Annotated in this window: 17 protein-coding genes; 8 read left to right on the plus strand and 9 right to left on the minus strand. The window is 73.6% G+C overall.

Going from position 1 to position 16,182, the window contains the following annotated elements:
* Window positions 1–50: 50 nt before the first annotated feature.
* Window positions 51–173: a hypothetical protein gene (locus VGP36_10035; GenBank protein HEV7655050.1), complete on the minus strand. Its 123-nt coding sequence runs from the start codon at window positions 171–173 to the stop codon at window positions 51–53.
* A 153-nt stretch (window positions 174–326) separates the two neighbouring features.
* Window positions 327–1,193 (minus strand): GntR family transcriptional regulator, encoded by an 867-nt coding sequence (locus tag VGP36_10040; protein ID HEV7655051.1) that lies wholly within the window; start codon window positions 1,191–1,193, stop codon window positions 327–329.
* Window positions 1,194–1,434: 241 nt separating this feature from the next.
* Here VGP36_10040 and VGP36_10045 point away from each other — a divergent pair, with 241 nt between their 5' ends.
* Window positions 1,435–1,779 (plus strand): hypothetical protein, encoded by a 345-nt coding sequence (locus tag VGP36_10045; protein HEV7655052.1) that lies wholly within the window; start codon window positions 1,435–1,437, stop codon window positions 1,777–1,779.
* On the opposite strand, the gene VGP36_10050 is transcribed toward VGP36_10045, so the two are convergent.
* From VGP36_10050 to VGP36_10060, 3 genes are all read right to left on the minus strand, one after another.
* Entirely contained in the window at window positions 1,748–2,581 is an 834-nt protein-coding gene (locus VGP36_10050; GenBank protein ID HEV7655053.1) for an NAD(P)H-binding protein, read from the minus strand. The two genes, VGP36_10045 and VGP36_10050, sit on opposite strands and share 32 nt — an antisense overlap.
* 4 nt (window positions 2,582–2,585) lie before the next feature.
* Window positions 2,586–3,446 (minus strand): bifunctional methylenetetrahydrofolate dehydrogenase/methenyltetrahydrofolate cyclohydrolase, encoded by an 861-nt coding sequence (locus tag VGP36_10055; GenBank protein ID HEV7655054.1) that lies wholly within the window; start codon window positions 3,444–3,446, stop codon window positions 2,586–2,588.
* A gap of 323 nt (window positions 3,447–3,769) precedes the next feature.
* The gene (locus VGP36_10060) at window positions 3,770–4,954 is read right to left on the minus strand and encodes an amidohydrolase family protein (protein ID HEV7655055.1); all 1,185 of its coding nucleotides are present in this window, start codon (window positions 4,952–4,954) and stop codon (window positions 3,770–3,772) included.
* A 102-nt stretch (window positions 4,955–5,056) separates the two neighbouring features.
* Here VGP36_10060 and VGP36_10065 point away from each other — a divergent pair, with 102 nt between their 5' ends.
* Together VGP36_10065 and VGP36_10070 are read left to right on the plus strand one after the other, a co-directional pair.
* Entirely contained in the window at window positions 5,057–5,497 is a 441-nt protein-coding gene (locus tag VGP36_10065) for a YciI family protein (protein HEV7655056.1), read from the plus strand.
* Window positions 5,494–6,720 (plus strand): DUF6596 domain-containing protein, encoded by a 1,227-nt coding sequence (locus VGP36_10070; protein HEV7655057.1) that lies wholly within the window; start codon window positions 5,494–5,496, stop codon window positions 6,718–6,720. The genes VGP36_10065 and VGP36_10070 overlap by 4 nt, the downstream gene beginning before the upstream one ends.
* 67 nt (window positions 6,721–6,787) lie before the next feature.
* Here VGP36_10070 and VGP36_10075 read toward each other — a convergent pair whose 3' ends face one another.
* A complete protein-coding gene (locus tag VGP36_10075; GenBank protein HEV7655058.1) occupies window positions 6,788–7,855 on the minus strand; it encodes a tartrate dehydrogenase in 1,068 nt (355 codons plus the stop codon).
* Window positions 7,856–7,937: 82 nt separating this feature from the next.
* Between VGP36_10075 and VGP36_10080 the strand changes: the two genes are divergently transcribed.
* Window positions 7,938–9,227 carry an amidohydrolase family protein gene (locus tag VGP36_10080; protein HEV7655059.1) on the plus strand — a complete coding sequence of 430 codons (1,290 nt, stop codon included), beginning with the start codon at window positions 7,938–7,940 and terminating at the stop codon, window positions 9,225–9,227.
* A 12-nt stretch (window positions 9,228–9,239) separates the two neighbouring features.
* Here VGP36_10080 and VGP36_10085 read toward each other — a convergent pair whose 3' ends face one another.
* The 3 genes from VGP36_10085 to VGP36_10095 form a co-directional block, all read right to left on the minus strand.
* Complete coding sequence (locus VGP36_10085; GenBank protein ID HEV7655060.1) at window positions 9,240–10,307, minus strand: alpha/beta fold hydrolase; 1,068 nt, start codon at window positions 10,305–10,307, stop codon at window positions 9,240–9,242.
* 83 nt (window positions 10,308–10,390) lie between these two features.
* Window positions 10,391–11,737, minus strand: coding sequence for a dihydrolipoamide acetyltransferase family protein (locus VGP36_10090; GenBank protein ID HEV7655061.1), 1,347 nt, complete (start codon window positions 11,735–11,737; stop codon window positions 10,391–10,393).
* A gap of 1 nt (window position 11,738) precedes the next feature.
* A complete protein-coding gene (locus tag VGP36_10095) occupies window positions 11,739–13,919 on the minus strand; it encodes a thiamine pyrophosphate-dependent enzyme (GenBank protein ID HEV7655062.1) in 2,181 nt (726 codons plus the stop codon).
* 147 nt (window positions 13,920–14,066) lie between these two features.
* Between VGP36_10095 and VGP36_10100 the strand changes: the two genes are divergently transcribed.
* From VGP36_10100 to VGP36_10115, 4 genes are all read left to right on the plus strand, one after another.
* Window positions 14,067–14,561, plus strand: a complete 495-nt coding sequence (locus VGP36_10100; GenBank protein HEV7655063.1) for a VOC family protein — start codon at window positions 14,067–14,069, stop codon at window positions 14,559–14,561.
* Window positions 14,551–15,219: a GntR family transcriptional regulator gene (locus VGP36_10105; protein ID HEV7655064.1), complete on the plus strand. Its 669-nt coding sequence runs from the start codon at window positions 14,551–14,553 to the stop codon at window positions 15,217–15,219. Before VGP36_10100 ends, VGP36_10105 begins: the two co-directional genes overlap by 11 nt.
* Window positions 15,216–15,668 (plus strand): (2Fe-2S)-binding protein, encoded by a 453-nt coding sequence (locus tag VGP36_10110; protein ID HEV7655065.1) that lies wholly within the window; start codon window positions 15,216–15,218, stop codon window positions 15,666–15,668. The genes VGP36_10105 and VGP36_10110 overlap by 4 nt, the downstream gene beginning before the upstream one ends.
* Window positions 15,661–16,182: molybdopterin cofactor-binding domain-containing protein (locus tag VGP36_10115; GenBank protein HEV7655066.1), on the plus strand; the 522-nt coding region annotated here is incomplete at its 3' end. The genes VGP36_10110 and VGP36_10115, both read left to right, overlap by 8 nt.

Here is a 16,182-nt window from a genome sequence, read left to right on the forward strand (position 1 = left end):
GACGAACTCGGCCTTGATCTTCTGCTGCTCGGGCGTCAACCCCATGCGTGTCAGCTCCGGTCCACTGTGGAGGGCATGTTCTCCAGCGCGGCCAGCTTGGCCAGCCCGGTCCTGCGGGCGTTGCCCAGGTGCCGGGCGCACGCGACTGCGGGATCGGCTCCCGGGTCGGGCACGCCGAGATCGTCTGGGCCAAGCTGTCGGCGATGGCGGCGGGCGCGGAGATCGCCAGCAAGGAACTCTGGAAGCGCTGAGGCGCATCGCACTCCGGCGGCGGGTCCTTCCGAGCAGGACCCGCCGCCGGTTCGCGTTTCCGGGGGTGACCCGGCTCAGGTCAGGGCGCTGAGGGCCTGGGTGACGGCGGCGCCGGCGCTGGCCACGTGCCGCCGGCAGGCCCGCGCCGCCTTCTCCGCGTCGTCGTTGTCGATCGCCTCCAGCAGCTCCCGCAACTCGGCCACGCTCTTGCGGGAGCGGCCGGGCAGGGACAGCGACAGCGAGCGCAGCGCCCGCACCCGCGCGTGCAGGCTGGCCGCGGTCTGGTGCAGCGCGAGGTTGCCGCCGCCGACGAAGAGGATGTCGTAGAAGCGGTCCTTGGCCTCCAGGATCGAGGCGTCCCTGGCCGCCAGCCGCTCGATCGCGGTCAGTTGCTTGGCCAGCGCCCGGCGCTGGGCCGGCGACGCGTTCTCCACGAACAGCTTGCCGGCCAGACCCTCGAGCACCGAGCGGACCTGGTAGAGCTGGCGGGCCTCCTCGGCGCTCAACGTCGCCACCACGGTCCCCTTGTTCGGGATCGTGGAGACCAGGCCCTCCGCGGCCAGCTCCCGCAGCGCCTCGCGCACGCTGGTCCGGGACACGCCGGTCAGCTCGACGAGCTCGCGCTCGATCAGCCGCTGACCCGGCACGAAGTGACGGTCCAAAATCGCCTGGCGCAGGTTGTCCAGGACCTGCGCCCTGATAGGGGCGGGGGTCCGTTCGACACGCAACACATCCGGGCTGATCATCCGTCCGTCCTCCAGGCTCGTGAGCCGCGAGTATCGTACCGCAGTCGTGTTACAGACAGTTGTATGCTTGTACGACAGAAACCACGCCCGCCCGTACTCTTCCGGAGCCGCCGTGCCCGCCCGGATCACGCTGTCCTTCGACAACGGCCCCGAGCCGGACGTGACCCGTCCGTGCTGGCCGCGCTGGCCCGGCATGAGGCTCCCGCGACCCTCTTCGTGATCGGCTCCAAGCTGGCGGATCCGGGAGCGCCGGGCGCTGGCCGAGCGGGCGCTGGCCGAGGGTCACCGGATCGGCAACCATACGTACACCCACACCGTCCCGCCGGGCTGGGCCGAGGACCCGGCGGCGGCCGCGGAGGAGGAGATCGGGCGGACCCAGCGGCTGCTGGCCGGGCTGGCCGGACCCGAGCGCTACTTCCGCCCGACCGGCATGGGCGTGAAGGACCAGCGGCTGCTCAGCCCGGCCGCGGTGCAGCTGCTCAAGTCCGGGGGCAGCACGCTGGCGCTCTGGAACCTGGAGCCGCGGGACTGGGAGAACACCCGGACCTGGCCCGCCCGCGCGCTGGCCCAGGCCGCCCGGTACGAGCACTCGGTGCTGCTCGCGCACGAACTGCCGAGCGGGGCGATGGACCACCTGGACGAGTTCCTGCGCCGGGCCGCGGACGCCGGCTACTCGGTTGTGGCCGACTTCCCGGTCAGCTGCACGCCGATCGTGCGGGGCGAGCAGGTCGGACCGCTGGACCCGTACGTCACGCCCGCCGCAGGTTCTCCTCGACCGTGAGGGCCGGGTGCCCGGCCAGCCGCGGCACCGCGTCGGTGACCAGATCGGCCTCCCCGGCCGCGATCGCCTCGTACCAGCTGATCCAGCCGCGGACCGAGGTCTCGTCCGCGCCGGGCTCGGCCATCCGCCAGGCGTAGGACTGCGCGGCGGACTCGGACCGGAACGAGTACGGCCGGCCGAGCGCGCGGGTGGCCTGCGCCGCCGCCTCCGCGAGCGTCACCGCGGACGGCCCGGTGGCCGGCACGATCTCGCACCTGAGCTCGTCCTGCACGATCGCCACCGCGACGTCGGCGAGGTCGTCGTGCGCGACCAGGCTCGCCCGCCCGTCGCCGGCCGGGCCGCGCAGCACGCCGTCCCGGTCGGCCAGCCCCGGGATCATCGAGGAGTAGAAGCCGGCCCGCAGGATCCCGTACGGCACCCCGAGACCGGCCAGGAACTGCTCGGTCTGCCAGTGGTCCCGGCAGTTGACGTAGGTGGCGTCCGGGGCGGCGCCGAGGAGCGAGACGTACAGGATCCGCTCGACCCCCGCCTCCAGCGCCGCCTGCATGGCGGTGGAGTGCTCCAGCAGCCGGCGGCCGGAGAGGTTGGCCGAGATCAGCAGCAGCGTGTCGGCGCCGTCGACCGCCGCCCGCATCGCGGCCCGGTCCAGATACACGGCCGGACCGCGCCTGAGCGCGCCGGGCAGGTCCGGCAGCCGCTTCGGGTCGCGGGCCACCAGCAGCTGCGGCACCCCGGCCGCCGACAGCCGGGCCGCGATGCGGCGGCCCAGCTTGCCGGTCGGCCCGGTCAGCGCGACGCGCATGACGTCACCCGACCGGTGCGGGTGCGGCCTGCCGTTCGGCCGCGGTGACGACGTTGGACAGCAGCAGCGCCCGGGTCATCGGCCCGACCCCGCCCGGGTTCGGCGCGAACCAGCCCGCCACCTCGGCCACGTCCAGGGCGATGTCGCCGGCGATCCTGCCGTCGACCCGGCTGACCCCGACGTCCAGCACCGCGGCGCCCGGCTTGACCATGTCCTTCGTGATCAGTCCGGGTGAGCCCGCGGCCGCGACCACGATGTCGGCGGTACGGGTGTGGGCGGCCAGGTCGCGGGTCTTGGTGTGGCAGAGCGTCACGGTCGCGTTCTCCGAGCGCCGGGTGAGCATCAGGCCCAGCGGCCGGCCGACGGTGATGCCGCGGCCGATGACCACGACCTCCGCGCCCGCGATCGGCACCTGGTAGCGGCGCAGCAACTCGATGATGCCGGCCGGCGTGCACGGCACCGGCGCCGCCTCCCCCAGCACCAGCGCGCCGAGGTTGAACGGGTGCAGCCCGTCGACGTCCTTGACCGGGTCCACCCGGGACAGGATCGCGAACTCGTCCAGCCCGGTCGGCTGCTGCACCAGGAACGCGGTGCAGTCCGGGTCGGCGTTGAGCTCGTCGACGACCGCGAGCACCTCGGGCAGCGTCGCGGTCGCCGGCAGCTCGCGCCGGATCGAGTTGACCCCGATCTCGGCACAGTCCTTGTGTTTGGCGTTGACGTACCAGCGGCTGCCGGGGTCGTCACCGACCAGGACCGTGCCGAGCCCGGGCACCACCCCGCGCTCGCGCAGGGTGGCGACCCGGCCGGCGAGTTCCGCCTTGATCGTCGCCAGCGTCGCATTGCCGTCCAGGATCCCCGCCGTCATGCATCCATCCCGTCTGCCGGTTGTCGAAAGCCCGGCTCTCAGTATCGGACGTACACCGTCTGCTTGAGCAAGTACCCGTCCGGACCGTGGGCACCGTCGCCGCGGTCACCGCGGCCCAGCGGCCTGGCCGGAGTGGTCCGCGGTCCTTGGATTGTATGACGGGCAGACTGACCGACGCCAGCGACCGCGAGCCGGGTCGCCTCCCGCCGATCGGACCGGTGATCCCGCCTCAGGACACGGTCCGGACATCGTTCTGGCTCATCGCCGTGACCTGAATCCTCCGCCTTCTCCCGGCGTACCTGCCGTTGTCAGGCAACCGGCCGCTAGTGGACCCGCCAGACGCGCCAGAGGGCGGCCGGGTCGGAGAGCGGGTCTCCGTGGACGAGGACGAGGTCGGCCGGCCCACCCTCGCGCAGCACGCCGGCCTCGGGCTCGCCCAGCAGTACGCCGCCGTTGCGGGTGGCCGCGGCCAGCGCCCGCCAGGGCTCCAGCCCGGCCGCGACCAGGCACTCGACCTCCCAGGCGAGCTGGTTGGCCCGGGTCGAGCCGCCGCCGAAGTCGGTGCCGGCCGCGATCAGCACGCCCGCGGCCGCGGCCAGCCGGACGCTCTCGTGGGCCCGTTCCCGCCGCTCGGCGATCCGGGCCCGGCCCTCCTGCTCGGCGAACCGCGGCAGCGCGGTCGTCCGGCCGAACGACCGCCACGACTCCAGTACGGACAAGGTCGAGACCAGCGCGACCCCGTTCGCGGCCATCGCGGCGACCGCGTCCGCGTCGAGCTGGAACCCGTGCTCCAGCGAGTCGACGCCGGCCTCCGCCCCGGCCCGCGCGCCGGCCAGCTGGCCGGAGTGCGCGGCGACCTTCGCCCCGCGCCCGTGCGCGAACGCGACCGCGGCCCGGACCTCGTCGGCGGTGAACGGCGAGGTCTCCGGGTCCGGCCCGTCCAGGTAGAGCTTGACCAGGTCGGCGCCGTCGTCGAGCTGCCGGGTCACCGCCGCGAGCAGCCCGTCGCCGTCGGAGACCTCGACCCCGAGCCCGCCCGGCAGGCCGCCGGTCCGGACCACCCAGGTCCCGGCCGCCCGCACGTACGGGTAGTGCCGGTCGCCGGCCCAGCGGTCCCGCAACCCCAGCGCCAGCGCCCGTACCCGGCCGTCGACCGGGTCGGCGCCGGTCGGCGAGCCGACGTCGCGGGCCCAGCGCACCCCGGCCGAGCGCAGCAGCCGGGCGTTGTCCTCCGCCACCCGGGCCAGCCGGTCCGGGGGGTCGAAGGCCCGGTCGATCCAGTGCGCGCCGCCGGGCAGCGTGAGGTGGCTGTGGCTGTCGACCAGGCCGGGCACGATCGTGCAGCCGGAGGCGTCCACGACCTCGGCATCGGGCCCGGGATCGGGCTCGTCGTCGCTGGGCCGGATCCAGCGGATCCGGTCGTCCTCGACCAGCACGCTGACCCCGAGGCGCAGCTGCGGGCCGGTGCCGTCGGCGAGCGCCGCGTCCCGGAACAGGGTTCCCGACATGCGCCCCACTCTGGCACGGGCGCCGATGTCGAGACGGCGCGGGCGGCTCCGTTACCGGGGTGAGAGTGCCACGCTGGGCACACCACGGGAACGAGGGGAACGATGACGCGATACCTGCTGGCGGTCGACTTCCAGAGCGGCGTGGTCGACACGCCGATGACCGAGTGGGAACCGGAGGAGGTCACCGCGCACCTGGACTACTACCGGGCCCTGAACGACGAGCTCGTCGCCAGCGGCGAGCTGGTCGGCTCGACGGTCCTCACCGGACCCGACCTGGCCAAGATCGTGACCTCGGACGGGATCGCGCCGGTGGTCACCGACGGACCGTTCCAGGAGTTCAAGGAGTGGATCGCCGGCTTCCAGATCGTGGACGTGGAGTCCGAGGCCCGGGCGCTCGAGATCGCCGCGCTGGTCTCCGCGGTGCCGGGACCGGGCGGGAAGCCGACCCAGCAGCCGATCCAGGTCCGCCGGCTGATGGAGGAGGGACCGTCGGACGCGGCCGGCATGCAGGAGTTCCTGCAGCAGGTGAGTGAGCCCCGCTGAGGGTCGTGTCCGCCGTCGAGGACCTGCTGCGCGAGCTGGCGCCGCAGGTCCTCGGCGTACTCGTCCGGCGGTACGGGCAGTTCGACGCCTGTGAGGACGCCGTCCAGGAGGCGCTCCTCACGGCCGCGGTGCACTGGAGCCGGGACGGGGTCCCGGAGCAGCCGCTGGGCTGGCTGATCCGGACCGCGAGCCGCAAGCTGCTGGACTCGGTCCGCAGCGAGCGGTCCCGGCGCGACCGGGAGGAGCTGGTGCACCGGGAGCCGCCGGCGCCGGACGTACCGGACCGGGACGACACGCTGATCCTGCTGTTCCTCTGCTGCCACCCGGCGCTGAGCGCCGCGTCGGCCATCGCGCTGACGCTGCGGGCGGTCGGCGGGCTGAGCACGGCCGAGATCGCGGCCGCGTTCCTGGTGCCGGAGGCGACGATGGCGCAGCGGATCAGCCGGGCCAAGAAGACCATCCGGTCCTCGGACGAGCCGTTCCGGCTGCCGGCGCCGGACGAGCAGGAAGCCCGGCTGCGCCAGGTCCTGCACGTGCTCTACCTCATCTTCAACGAGGGGTACGCGGCCAGTGGCGGCCGGGAGCTGCACCGGGCCGAGCTCGCCGACGAGGCGATCCGGCTCACCCGGCTGCTGCACGGGCTGCGGCCGGACGACGCGGAGGCGACCGGCCTGCTCGCGCTGATGCTGCTGCTGGACGCCCGCCGCCGGGCTCGCACCGGCCCGGACGGCGAGCCGATCCCGCTGCCGGAGCAGAACCGCGGCCGCTGGGACGTGTCCGTGGTGGCCGAAGGGCTGACGCTGCTGGACCAGGCGATGGCCCGCGGCGCGGTCGGCGAATACCAGCTGCAGGCGGCGATCGCGGCCGTGCACGACCGGGCCCCGTCCGCGTCGCACACCGACTGGGCCCAGATCCTGGCCCTGTACGGGTTGCTGGAGCGGATGACCGGCAGCCCGGTGGTCACGCTCAACCGGGCCGTCGCGGCCGGGATGGTGCACGGACCGGCCGCCGGCCTGGCGGTGCTGGACGACGAGCGGCTGGCCGGGCTGCCGCGGCTGGACGCGGTCCGGGCGTACCTGCTGGAGCTGGCCGGCGACATCGAGGCGGCCGCGGCCGGGTACGCCGCCGCGGCCGCGCTGGCCACGAACGTGGCCGAGCGGGACGCGCTGACCCGACGCCGGTCCCGGCTGCGCTCCCCCGCGCCGCCTGACGACCCGGCCTGACGGTCGGCCGGCAGCGGCAGCCGCGTCGCCGCGTCAGGCGCGTCACGCGTCAGGCGCGTCGGCCGCGTCAGCCGCGTCGGCCGGGGAGCGTGAGGCGGGTCAGTACGGCCTCGGTGACCTCGGTCGTACCGGCCGTCCCGCCGAGGTCGCGGGAGCGGATGCCGTCGCGGAGCACCGCGTCCACCGCGGCGCTGATCGCCGCGGCCGCGGCCGGCTCGCCGAGGTGGTCGAGCATCATCGCGGCCGAGTAGAACTGGGCCATCGGGTTGGCCACGCCCTGCCCGGCGATGTCCGGCGCGGAGCCGTGCACCGGCTCGAACATCGACGGGAACTCCCGCTCGGGGTTGAGGTTCGCGCTCGGGGCCAGCCCGAGCGACCCGACGCAGGCGGCGGTGAGGTCGGAGAGGATGTCGCCGAACAGGTTCGACCCGACGATCACGTCGAACTGCTGCGGCCGCTGCACCAGCGCGGCCACGAGCGCGTCGATGAGGATCGGGCGCAGCTCGACGCCCTCGTACCGGGCGACCGTCTCGGCCACCACCTCGTCCCAGTACGGCATCGTGTGCAGGATCCCGTTGGACTTGGTCGCCGAGGTGAGCTTGCCGCTGCGGCGCAGCGCCAGCTCGGCCGCATATCGGGCGATGCGCTCGGTGCCACGGCGGGTGAACCGGGTCTCCTGGGCGGCGTACTCGTCCGGGGTGCCGATCTGCTTCCGCCCGCCGACGTCGGAGTACTCACCCTCGGAGTTCTCCCGCACGATGACCAGGTCGATGCCCTGCGGCGCGGCCAGCGGGCTCGGCACGCCCTCGATGTGCCGCACCGGCCGGAGGTTCACGTACTGCTCGAAGCCGCGCCGGATCGGGATGAGCAGACCCCAGAGGGTCACCGTGTCGGGGATGTCGGGCGCGCCGACGGCGCCGAAGAACAACGCGTCGTACGGGCGCAACTGGTCCAGCGCGTCCGCGGGCATCATCCGGCCGTGCGCGCGGTAGTGGTCCGAACCCCAGGGGAAGTGGGTCCATTCGACGCCGGAGCCGTACGCCCCGGCGACCCGGTCGACCAGCTCGATCGCCGGTGCGACGACCTCGGGTCCGATCCCGTCGCCCGCGATCACGGCCACCGAATACGACGACATGGTCACCTCGAAGGTCGTAGGCGGTCGGGTTCGAAGTCTATCGGGGCTCGACAAACCGTCGGGGTCGAGGTTTCCTGCCGTCGTGGCCGAGGAGTTCGTCGTCAGCGGCGCGTACGTCCTGACGATGGACCCGGAGCTCGGCGACCTGCCCGACGGCGAGGTGCACGTCCGGGACGGCCGGATCGCCGCCGTCGGCCGGCGGCTGGAGACCGGCGCGCCCCGGCTGGACGGCACGGGCACGGTGGTCATGCCCGGGCTCGTCGACACGCACTGGCATCTCTGGACGACGCTCTACCGGTCGATGTCGAGCACGTCTGCGCAGACCGCGTACTTTCCGCTCAACCTCGCCAACGGCGTGCGCTGCCGGCCGCTCGACGTCTACCACGGCGTCCGGCTCGGGCTCGTGGACGCGCTGAACACCGGCATCACCACCGTGCACGACTGGGCCCACAACCTCCGCTCCCCCGCGTACGCCGACGAGAACCTGCGTGCGCACCAGGAGATCGGCCTGCGCGGGCGGTTCTCGTACGGGGGTCCGCAGGGCCGGCCGGTCGACGAGCTCAACGACCTGGCCGAGCTCGCGCGCGTGCGGCGGGAGTGGTTCGACGCGGGCCGACTGCCGCTGCTGCACCTCGGGTTCGCCGGCCGGGCGCCGGGGCAGTCGCCGCAGAGCGTGTTCCGCCCGGAGTACGAGGCTGCCCGCGGACTGGGCCTGCCGGTGAGCTACCACGTGAACTCGACCCGCGCGCTCGGCGCGCTGCGGATGATCGAGCAGCTCGACCGTTTCGGCATGCTCGGCCCGCACGTCCAGCTTGTGCACGCGCTCTACACCACCGCGGGCGAACGCGCCGCGGTCCGGGACAGCGGCGCCTCGGTCAGCATCAGCCCCTGGTCGGAGCTGCTCATCGGCTACGGCATCCCGCCGGTCAAGGAGCTCGTGGACAGCGGCGTGCTGCTGACCCTCTCCAACGACACCCTCTCGCTGACCGGGACGGCGGATCTCTGGTCGGTGCTGCGGCTGACCACCGGCCTGCTGCGCGCGCATGCCGAGCAGGAGCTGGCGGTCAGCACCCGGCGGGTGCTGGAGATGGCCACGATCGACGCAGCCCGCTCGCTCGGCCTCGGCGACGTCACCGGCTCGCTCACCCCGGGCAAACGGGCCGACCTCATCCTGGTCCGGGTCGACGACCTGGCCACCGCGCCGGTCACCGACCCGGCCAACACGCTCGCCCTCGCCGCCGGCGCCCAGAACGTCGACACCGTCGTCGTCGACGGCCACATCCTCAAACGCTCCGGCCGACTGACCACAGTGGACCCCGCCGAAGTCGTCCACGCCACCACCACGGCCCTGCACGCCCTCCTCACCCGCTGAAGCGCAGCCGGCTCAGCCGGTTGTCGCCCCCAACTGGTCTGCCATCCAGTCGGCGATCAGGGGGCGGGCCTTCGACGGCAGGTTGGAGACGCCGTGGTTGCCGTCCGGGAAGCAGACGAAGGTGCCGTCCGGGGTCTCGGTGGCCTGGCGCTCGGTCTGCTTCCACGGGATGAGGCGGTCCAGCGCGCCGGTGACGTACAGGGCCGGGACCTTGATGCGCTCGCAGACGCCGGCCAGGTCCAGAGTGGACGCGATGCGGTGGCCCTCGGCGTCGTCGCGGGCACCCGACTTCACCACGAACGTCGCCCGGGTCATCGGCGGCAGGTCGTCCCACATGTCGCCGAAGCAGAACGGGCCGCTGATGCCGGCCACCGCGACGAACCGCGGCTCGAACGCGGCCGCCCGCGGCGCGTAGTAGCCGCCCAGGCTCACCCCGGCGATGCCGGCCCGGTCGTGGTCGAGGTCGGTGCGGGCGGCCAGCAGGTCCAGCAGCGGGCTCACGGCCGTGTCGTAGTCCGGCCGGATCGGGACGGCCAGCCCGGTCTCGCCCTGGCCGGGGCCGTCCAGCGCGACCGTCGCGAGCCCGCGGTCCAGAAAGGACTGTTCGAAGTAGAAGAACTCCTCCTTGGTGGAGTCCAGTCCCGGGATGATCACCACGTACGGGGTCCGGTCGACACCGGTCGGCCGGCGCAGGTTCGCGTACGCGGTGCCGCCGGGGATGGGGATCTCCAGCCGCTGCGCGGTCGGGTCCAGCCGGGCCAGCGCGGTCCGGGTCTCCTCGACCGAGCGCAGCGTGGCCGCGCGGGCGAGGTCGAGGTCGAGCATCCAGACGAACTTGCCGAAGTGCCGGTTGACCGAGGCCCGCCGCCAGGCCTGCCCGGCGGTGAGCGCGTGGCCGGCCTCGTCGGCCTCGCGGGCGAACGTGGCCTGCTCGTCGGCGGTCCGGTTCCACTCCGGCAGCCACTGGGCCCAGGTGTCGATCCGGGCCACGGTCGCGACCATGTCGTTGTAGTCGACGCCGTTCTGGATCAGGCGCGGGGCCCAGTGCCGCAGGGCGGTCTCGACTTCGGCGTCGGGCATGGCTGCTCCTTCATCACGTCCGGGATCGTTCGGCAGGGGGGAGCCGGCGCCGGATTCGGCCGGCCGGTGCCGGCGCCCGCGGTTCAGGCGAGGATCCGCACCGGTTCCTCGACCAGCGCGAGGAAGGCGGCCATCCAGCGGGCCGCGACCGCGCCGTCGATCGGCCGGTGGTCGACGGTCAGCGTCACGTGCAGGACGGTCGCGACGCCGAGCTCGCCGTCGGTCACGACCGCCTCCGGCCGGGCCGCGCCGACCGCGAGGATCGCCGCCTGCGGCGGGTTGAGCACCGCGGTGAAGTCCTCGATGCCGTAGCCGCCGAGGTTCGAGACCGTGATCGTGCCGCCCTCGAGCTCGTCCGGGCGCAGCGTGCCGGCCCGGGCCCGCTCGGCGAAGTCGGCATTCGCGCGGGCCACGGCGGAGACGGTCAGGCTGTCGGCGCCGCGCAGCACCGGGGTGACGAGCCCGCGTTCGGTGGCGACCGCGACCCCGACGTCGACCGCCGCGAACCGGCGGACCGCGTCCGGGGTCCAGACCACGTTCAGCGCCGGCAGCGCCGCGTGGGTCCGGGCCACCGCGGTGACGACGAGGTCGTTGATCGAGATCTTGGGGCCGTCGCCGGAGTTGAGCTTCGCCCGCAGCGCCAGCAGCTCGTCGACCCGGGCGGTGCCGCGGATCGCGAAGTGCGGCGCCTCCCGGTTGCTCTCGGCCAGCCGGGACGCGATCGCCCGCCGCATCCGCGAGTGCGGGATGTCCTCGTACGCGGTGCTCGCCGGCGTCCGCGCGGCGGCACCCCGGCCGGCACCCTGCGCCGGCCCGGCACCCGACACCGGCGCGACGCCGGAGGCCGGTGCCGACGCGGGCTCGGCGTCCGGCGCGGCCGACCCGGGCGCGTCCTGCCTGGCCTCGACGGCCCGGCGGACGTCGTCGCGGACGATCCGGCCACCCGGACCGGTGCCGGTCAGGTCCTCGATGGACAGTCCGTGCTCCTTCACCAGCCGGCGGGCGAGCGGACTGGACAGGATCCGGCCGTTCCCGTTCGGCACCGGAGCAGGAGGATCCGCCGGCCCGACGATGTCGGTCGGCGCCGCCTGCCCGTTCAGCTCGACCTCGCTGTCAGGATCGTCCAGCGGCTCCTGCACGTCGGACCCGCCGAGCTCCGCCAGCACCGCGCCGACGTCGTCGATGACCTCGCCCGGCGCCGCGATCAAGGCCATCGGCGCGCCCACGGCGACCGTCGCGCCCGGTCGGACGAGCGTCCGGACCATCACGCCGTCGCCCTCGGCCGGCACGTCGACCGAGGCCTTGTCGGTCTCCACGGTGGCGATCGAGTCGCCGTCGGCGAAGGCGGTGTCCTCGGTCAGCAACCACTCCGACAGCGTCGCCTCGAGCGTGTTCGCCGCGACCTCGGGCATCCGGAACAGCCGGGCCATCTCAGGCGCCCCCGATCTCGCGCTCGATCTCGGTCAGCCGGACGGCGACCTCCTCGCGCTTGGCGATCGCCGCCCGCTCCAGCACCTTACTGATGCTGGGGGACGCCACCCCGCCGGTGACCCGGTCGATCGGCCGGTCCAGCCAGTCGAACAGCCGCCGTTGGATCTCGTCGGCCAGCCACCCGCCGTACGAGGTCCCGACCGGTCCCTGCTCGACGATGAGGACCCGGTTGGTCTTGCGGACGCTCTCGCCCAGGGTGTCCCAGTCCAGGCTGGCCCGGTCGAGCCAGCGCAGGTCGATCACCTCGGCGTCGATGCCGGTCTCCTCGACGGCGGCGAGGGTCTCGGCCACCATTCCGAGGTAGGACACGATCGTCAGGGCGGCGCCCTCCCGCCGGACCGCGGCCTTCCCGACCGGCAGGCAGTAGTCGAGGTCGTCGACCGGGCCGGGACCGGTCGAGGTGTAGAGGTCCACGTGCTCCAGCACGATCACCGGGTCCTCGCACCGCAGCGCCGAGTTCATCAGCCCGACATAGTCGTACGGAGTGGACGGTGCCACGATCCGCCAGCCCGGCGCGGTCGCGAAGATGCCGGCCGGGTCCATCGAGTGCTGGGAGCCGTAACCGGTGCCCGTCGCGACCTTGCTGCGCAACACGTACGGCACCGCGCCGGTCCCGCCGAACATGTGCCGGGCCTTGCCGACCTGGTTGAACAGCTGGTCGGCCGCGACCCACATGAAGTCCGCGTACATCAGCTCGACGACGGGGCGGTAGCGGCCGTCGACGGCGATGCCGCCGGCCAGCCCGGTGAACGAGTTCTCGCTGATCGGGGTGCCCAGCACCCGGTCCGGGTGGGCGTCCTTCAGGCCGCGGGTGGCGCCGTTGGTGCCGCCGTTGAGCCGGTGCACGTCCTCGCCCATGACCAGGACCCGCTCGTCGGTGTCCAGGCGCCGGCCCATCACGGCCGCGACCGCCTCGATGAACGGGGTGTCCTCGCGGATCGAGCCGGTGAACTCGTACCGGGCGCCCTCGAACTCGGACAGGTCGCCGCGGACGCCGACGTCCACATAGGACGGATCGGGCCACTCGGCCGGGCGGATCTGCCGCTGCCCGGGCTTGCCGCCCGGCAGCGGCTCCAGCAGCACGTCGCCGACCTCGGCCAGCAGCCGCTCGGCCGCCGCCACCGACTCCTCGACGCGCTCGCGCGACATCAGCCCGCGCCGGACGAGCTGGTCGCCGATGCGGGTGACCGGGTCGCGCTCCCGCCAGGCCGCCTCCTCCTCCTTGGTGCGGTAGCGGAAGGCACTGCCCGGGAACGGCCCGTTCTGGTGGAAGAACCGGTACGTGTCGGCCTCGACCAGCGCCGGCCCGTTCCCGGCCCGCATGTGCTCGACGGCCTCGCGCATGGCCAGGTGCACGGCCAGCGGGTCCATCCCGTCGACCCGCCAGCTGGCGATGCCGAAGCCGGGCCCGCGGGCGGACAGCCGGGGCTCGCCGGTGGCCTCGTCGACCGTGGTGGAGACCGCGTAGTGGTTGTTCTCCACGAAGAAGCAGACCGGCAGCTTCCAGGCGGCGGCCAGGTTGAAGCTCTCCAGGGTGGAGCCGATGTTGGCGGCGCCGTCGCCGAAGTAGGTCACCGAGACCGCGTCCGTGCCGGCGTGCTTGGCCGACCAGGCGAACCCGGCCGCCATCGGCACGCCGCCGCCGACGATGGCGTTGGTGCCCATCGCGCCGGCTTCCTTCCACTGCAGGTGCATCGAGCCGCCGCGGCCGTGGCTGTAGCCGCGGTCCAGACCGCAGATCTCGGCCAGCGTGCGCAGCACGACCGTGCGGACGTCGTCGCCGACGCCCTCGACCAGGTCGAACCCCTTCGGGGCGACGTAGGCCAGGGCCTTGGCCAGGAACTGGTGGTGGCCGCGGTGCGAGCCGTTGACCATGTCCTCGGCGCCGAGGGCGAGCACGGAGCCGACCGCGCCACCCTCCTGGCCGATGCTGGAGTGCGCCGGGCCGTGCACGAGGCCGGCGCCGGCCAGCGAGAGGACGTACTCCTCGAAGGTCCGGATCAGCACCAGCTGGCCGAACATCGCGGACAGCAGCCCCGGGTCGGCGGCGTCCCAGTCCTCGTCGGTGACGGCGACCTCCACCCAGGGGGCGCCGGCGTCGGGTGTGCGGTGCACGGTCATCGCGACCTCCTGCCACGTCGGATGGAGCCTCGCACGGATCGGATCCACTTTCCAGACCCCGAGGCCTGGACATCGATTGCCATTGGCCGCGATAGTAGCTATTGGATCCATTGCCGAGTCGTGTCGATGGGACGGAAGGAGGCAGCCGTGACCCTGTCCGGGCTGCGCCGGCTCGACCACGTCGGGTTCACCGTGCCCGACCTGGACGAGGCCACCCGGTTCTTCGTCGACGTGCTGGGCTGCGAATACCTCTACTCGCTGGGGCCGTACGGCGGGGACGGCAACTGGATGGCCGAGCACCTCAACGTCCATCCACACGCGACGATCCCGGAGAACCGGTTCTTCCGGCTCGGCGGGCAGACGATCCTCGAGGTCTTCCGGTACACGGCGCCGGACCAGCGCGACGAGCTGCCCCGCAACAGCGACATCGGCGGCCACCACCTCGCCTTCTACGTCGACGACCTGGACACCGCGGTCGCACAGCTGCGCGAGGCCGGCGTGACCGTCTGCGGCGAGCCGACCGCGAGCACGGCCCACCACGAGGGCCAGCGCTGGGTCTACTTCCTATCCCCGTGGGGCATGCAGTTCGAGCTGGTGTCCTACCCGGACGGTCGCGCCTGGGAGCGCGGTCATGACAGCTGACCCGGTCGTCGCGCCGGCCGCGAGCAGCCGGGTCGCCGACCATCTGCGGGCGGAGATCCTCGGCGGCGGCATCGGCCCGGGCGAGCGGGTCCGGCAGGAGGAGATCGCGCAGCGGCTGGGCGCCAGCCGGTTGCCGGTGCGCGAGGCGCTGCGCATGCTGGAGGCCGAGGGTCTGGTCGAGCACGAGGCGAACAAGGGCGCCCGGGTGCCGCGGCTGGGTCAGCACGAGGTCGAGGTGATGTACCGGATGCGGGAGCAGCTGGAACCGCTCGCGCTGGCCGAGAGCCTGCCCGAGCTCACCGACGCCGACATCGACGAGCTGGACCGGCTGCAGGCCGAGATCGAGGCCGGTGTCGACATCGCCCGATTCCTGGAACTCGACCGCGAGTTCCACCTCGGGACGTACGGCGGGTGTCGCATCGAGCAGCTCACCGCGACCGTGGTGCGGCTGTGGAACTCCACCCAGCACCACCGCCGGGCGTTCATGCGGCTGTCCGGCCCGGACCGGATGTGGGTGGTCAACGCCGAGCACCGGCTGCTGCTGGACGCGGTCCGGCGCCGGGACGAGGTCGACGCCGGCCGCTTCCTGGCCGGCCACATCCGCCGCACCCGCATCGAGCTGTCCCACCACCCCGCCGTCTTCGGAGGGCTGCCGTGATCGTCAATGGTGTCCCGCACGAGTCGGGTGCCGACCCGGACACCCCGCTGCTGTACGTGCTGCGCAACGAGCTCGGCCTGATGGGGGCCCGGTTCGGCTGCGGGCTCGGCCTGTGCGGGGCCTGCTTCGTGCACGTCGACGGCGCCGTGGTCACCTCCTGCGACACTCCACTGTGGTCGGTCGAGGGCAAGACCGTCGTCACCGTCGAGGGTCTCGCCCCCGGCGACGCGCTGCACCCGGTGCAGCAGGCGGTGCTGGACGAGCAGGCGGCGCAATGTGCGTACTGCATCACCGGGGTGATCATGAGCGGCGCGGCGCTGCTGGACCGCTCCCCGCGGCCGGACCGGGCCGAGGTGGTCGCGGCGCTGGAGCGCAACCTGTGCCGGTGCGGGGCGCACGGACGGATGGTGCGGGCGGTACTGCGGGCGGGCGGCGGCGGCGATGGCTGAGCTGCCCCGCGACCTCGCCGCGAACCCGGTGCTGGGGCGCTGGATCCGGGTCGGCGCCGACGGCCGGATCGACGTGCGGGTCGGCAAGGTCGAGCTCGGCCAGGGCATCCTCACCGCGCTGGCGCAGCTGGCCGCGGACGAGCTGGACGCCGACCTCGCCGACGTACGGATGCAGGGGGCCGACACGGTCGAGGGCCCGGACGAGGGCGTGACCGCCGGCAGCCTGTCGATCTCCACCTGCGGACAAGCCCTGCGCGCGGCCGCGGCCAACGTCCGGACTCTCTTCACGGCCGCGGCCGCCCGAGCCTGGGACCTGGCTCCGGAGAAGGTGGCCGTCGATTCGGGACGGATCACCGGTCCGGACGGCCAGACCACGACCTACGCCGAGCTGGCCGCCGAGGTCGACCTGGACGTCCCGGCCGAGGCGGGGATCCCGCTCGCCACCGCCGGGGCGTACACCGGCAGCGACGTGGCCCGGCTCGACCTGCCGGACAAGATCGCCGGCCGGCCCCGG

Source organism: Mycobacteriales bacterium (assembly GCA_035995165.1).
Lineage (GTDB): Bacteria > Actinomycetota > Actinomycetes > Mycobacteriales > CADCTP01 > CADCTP01.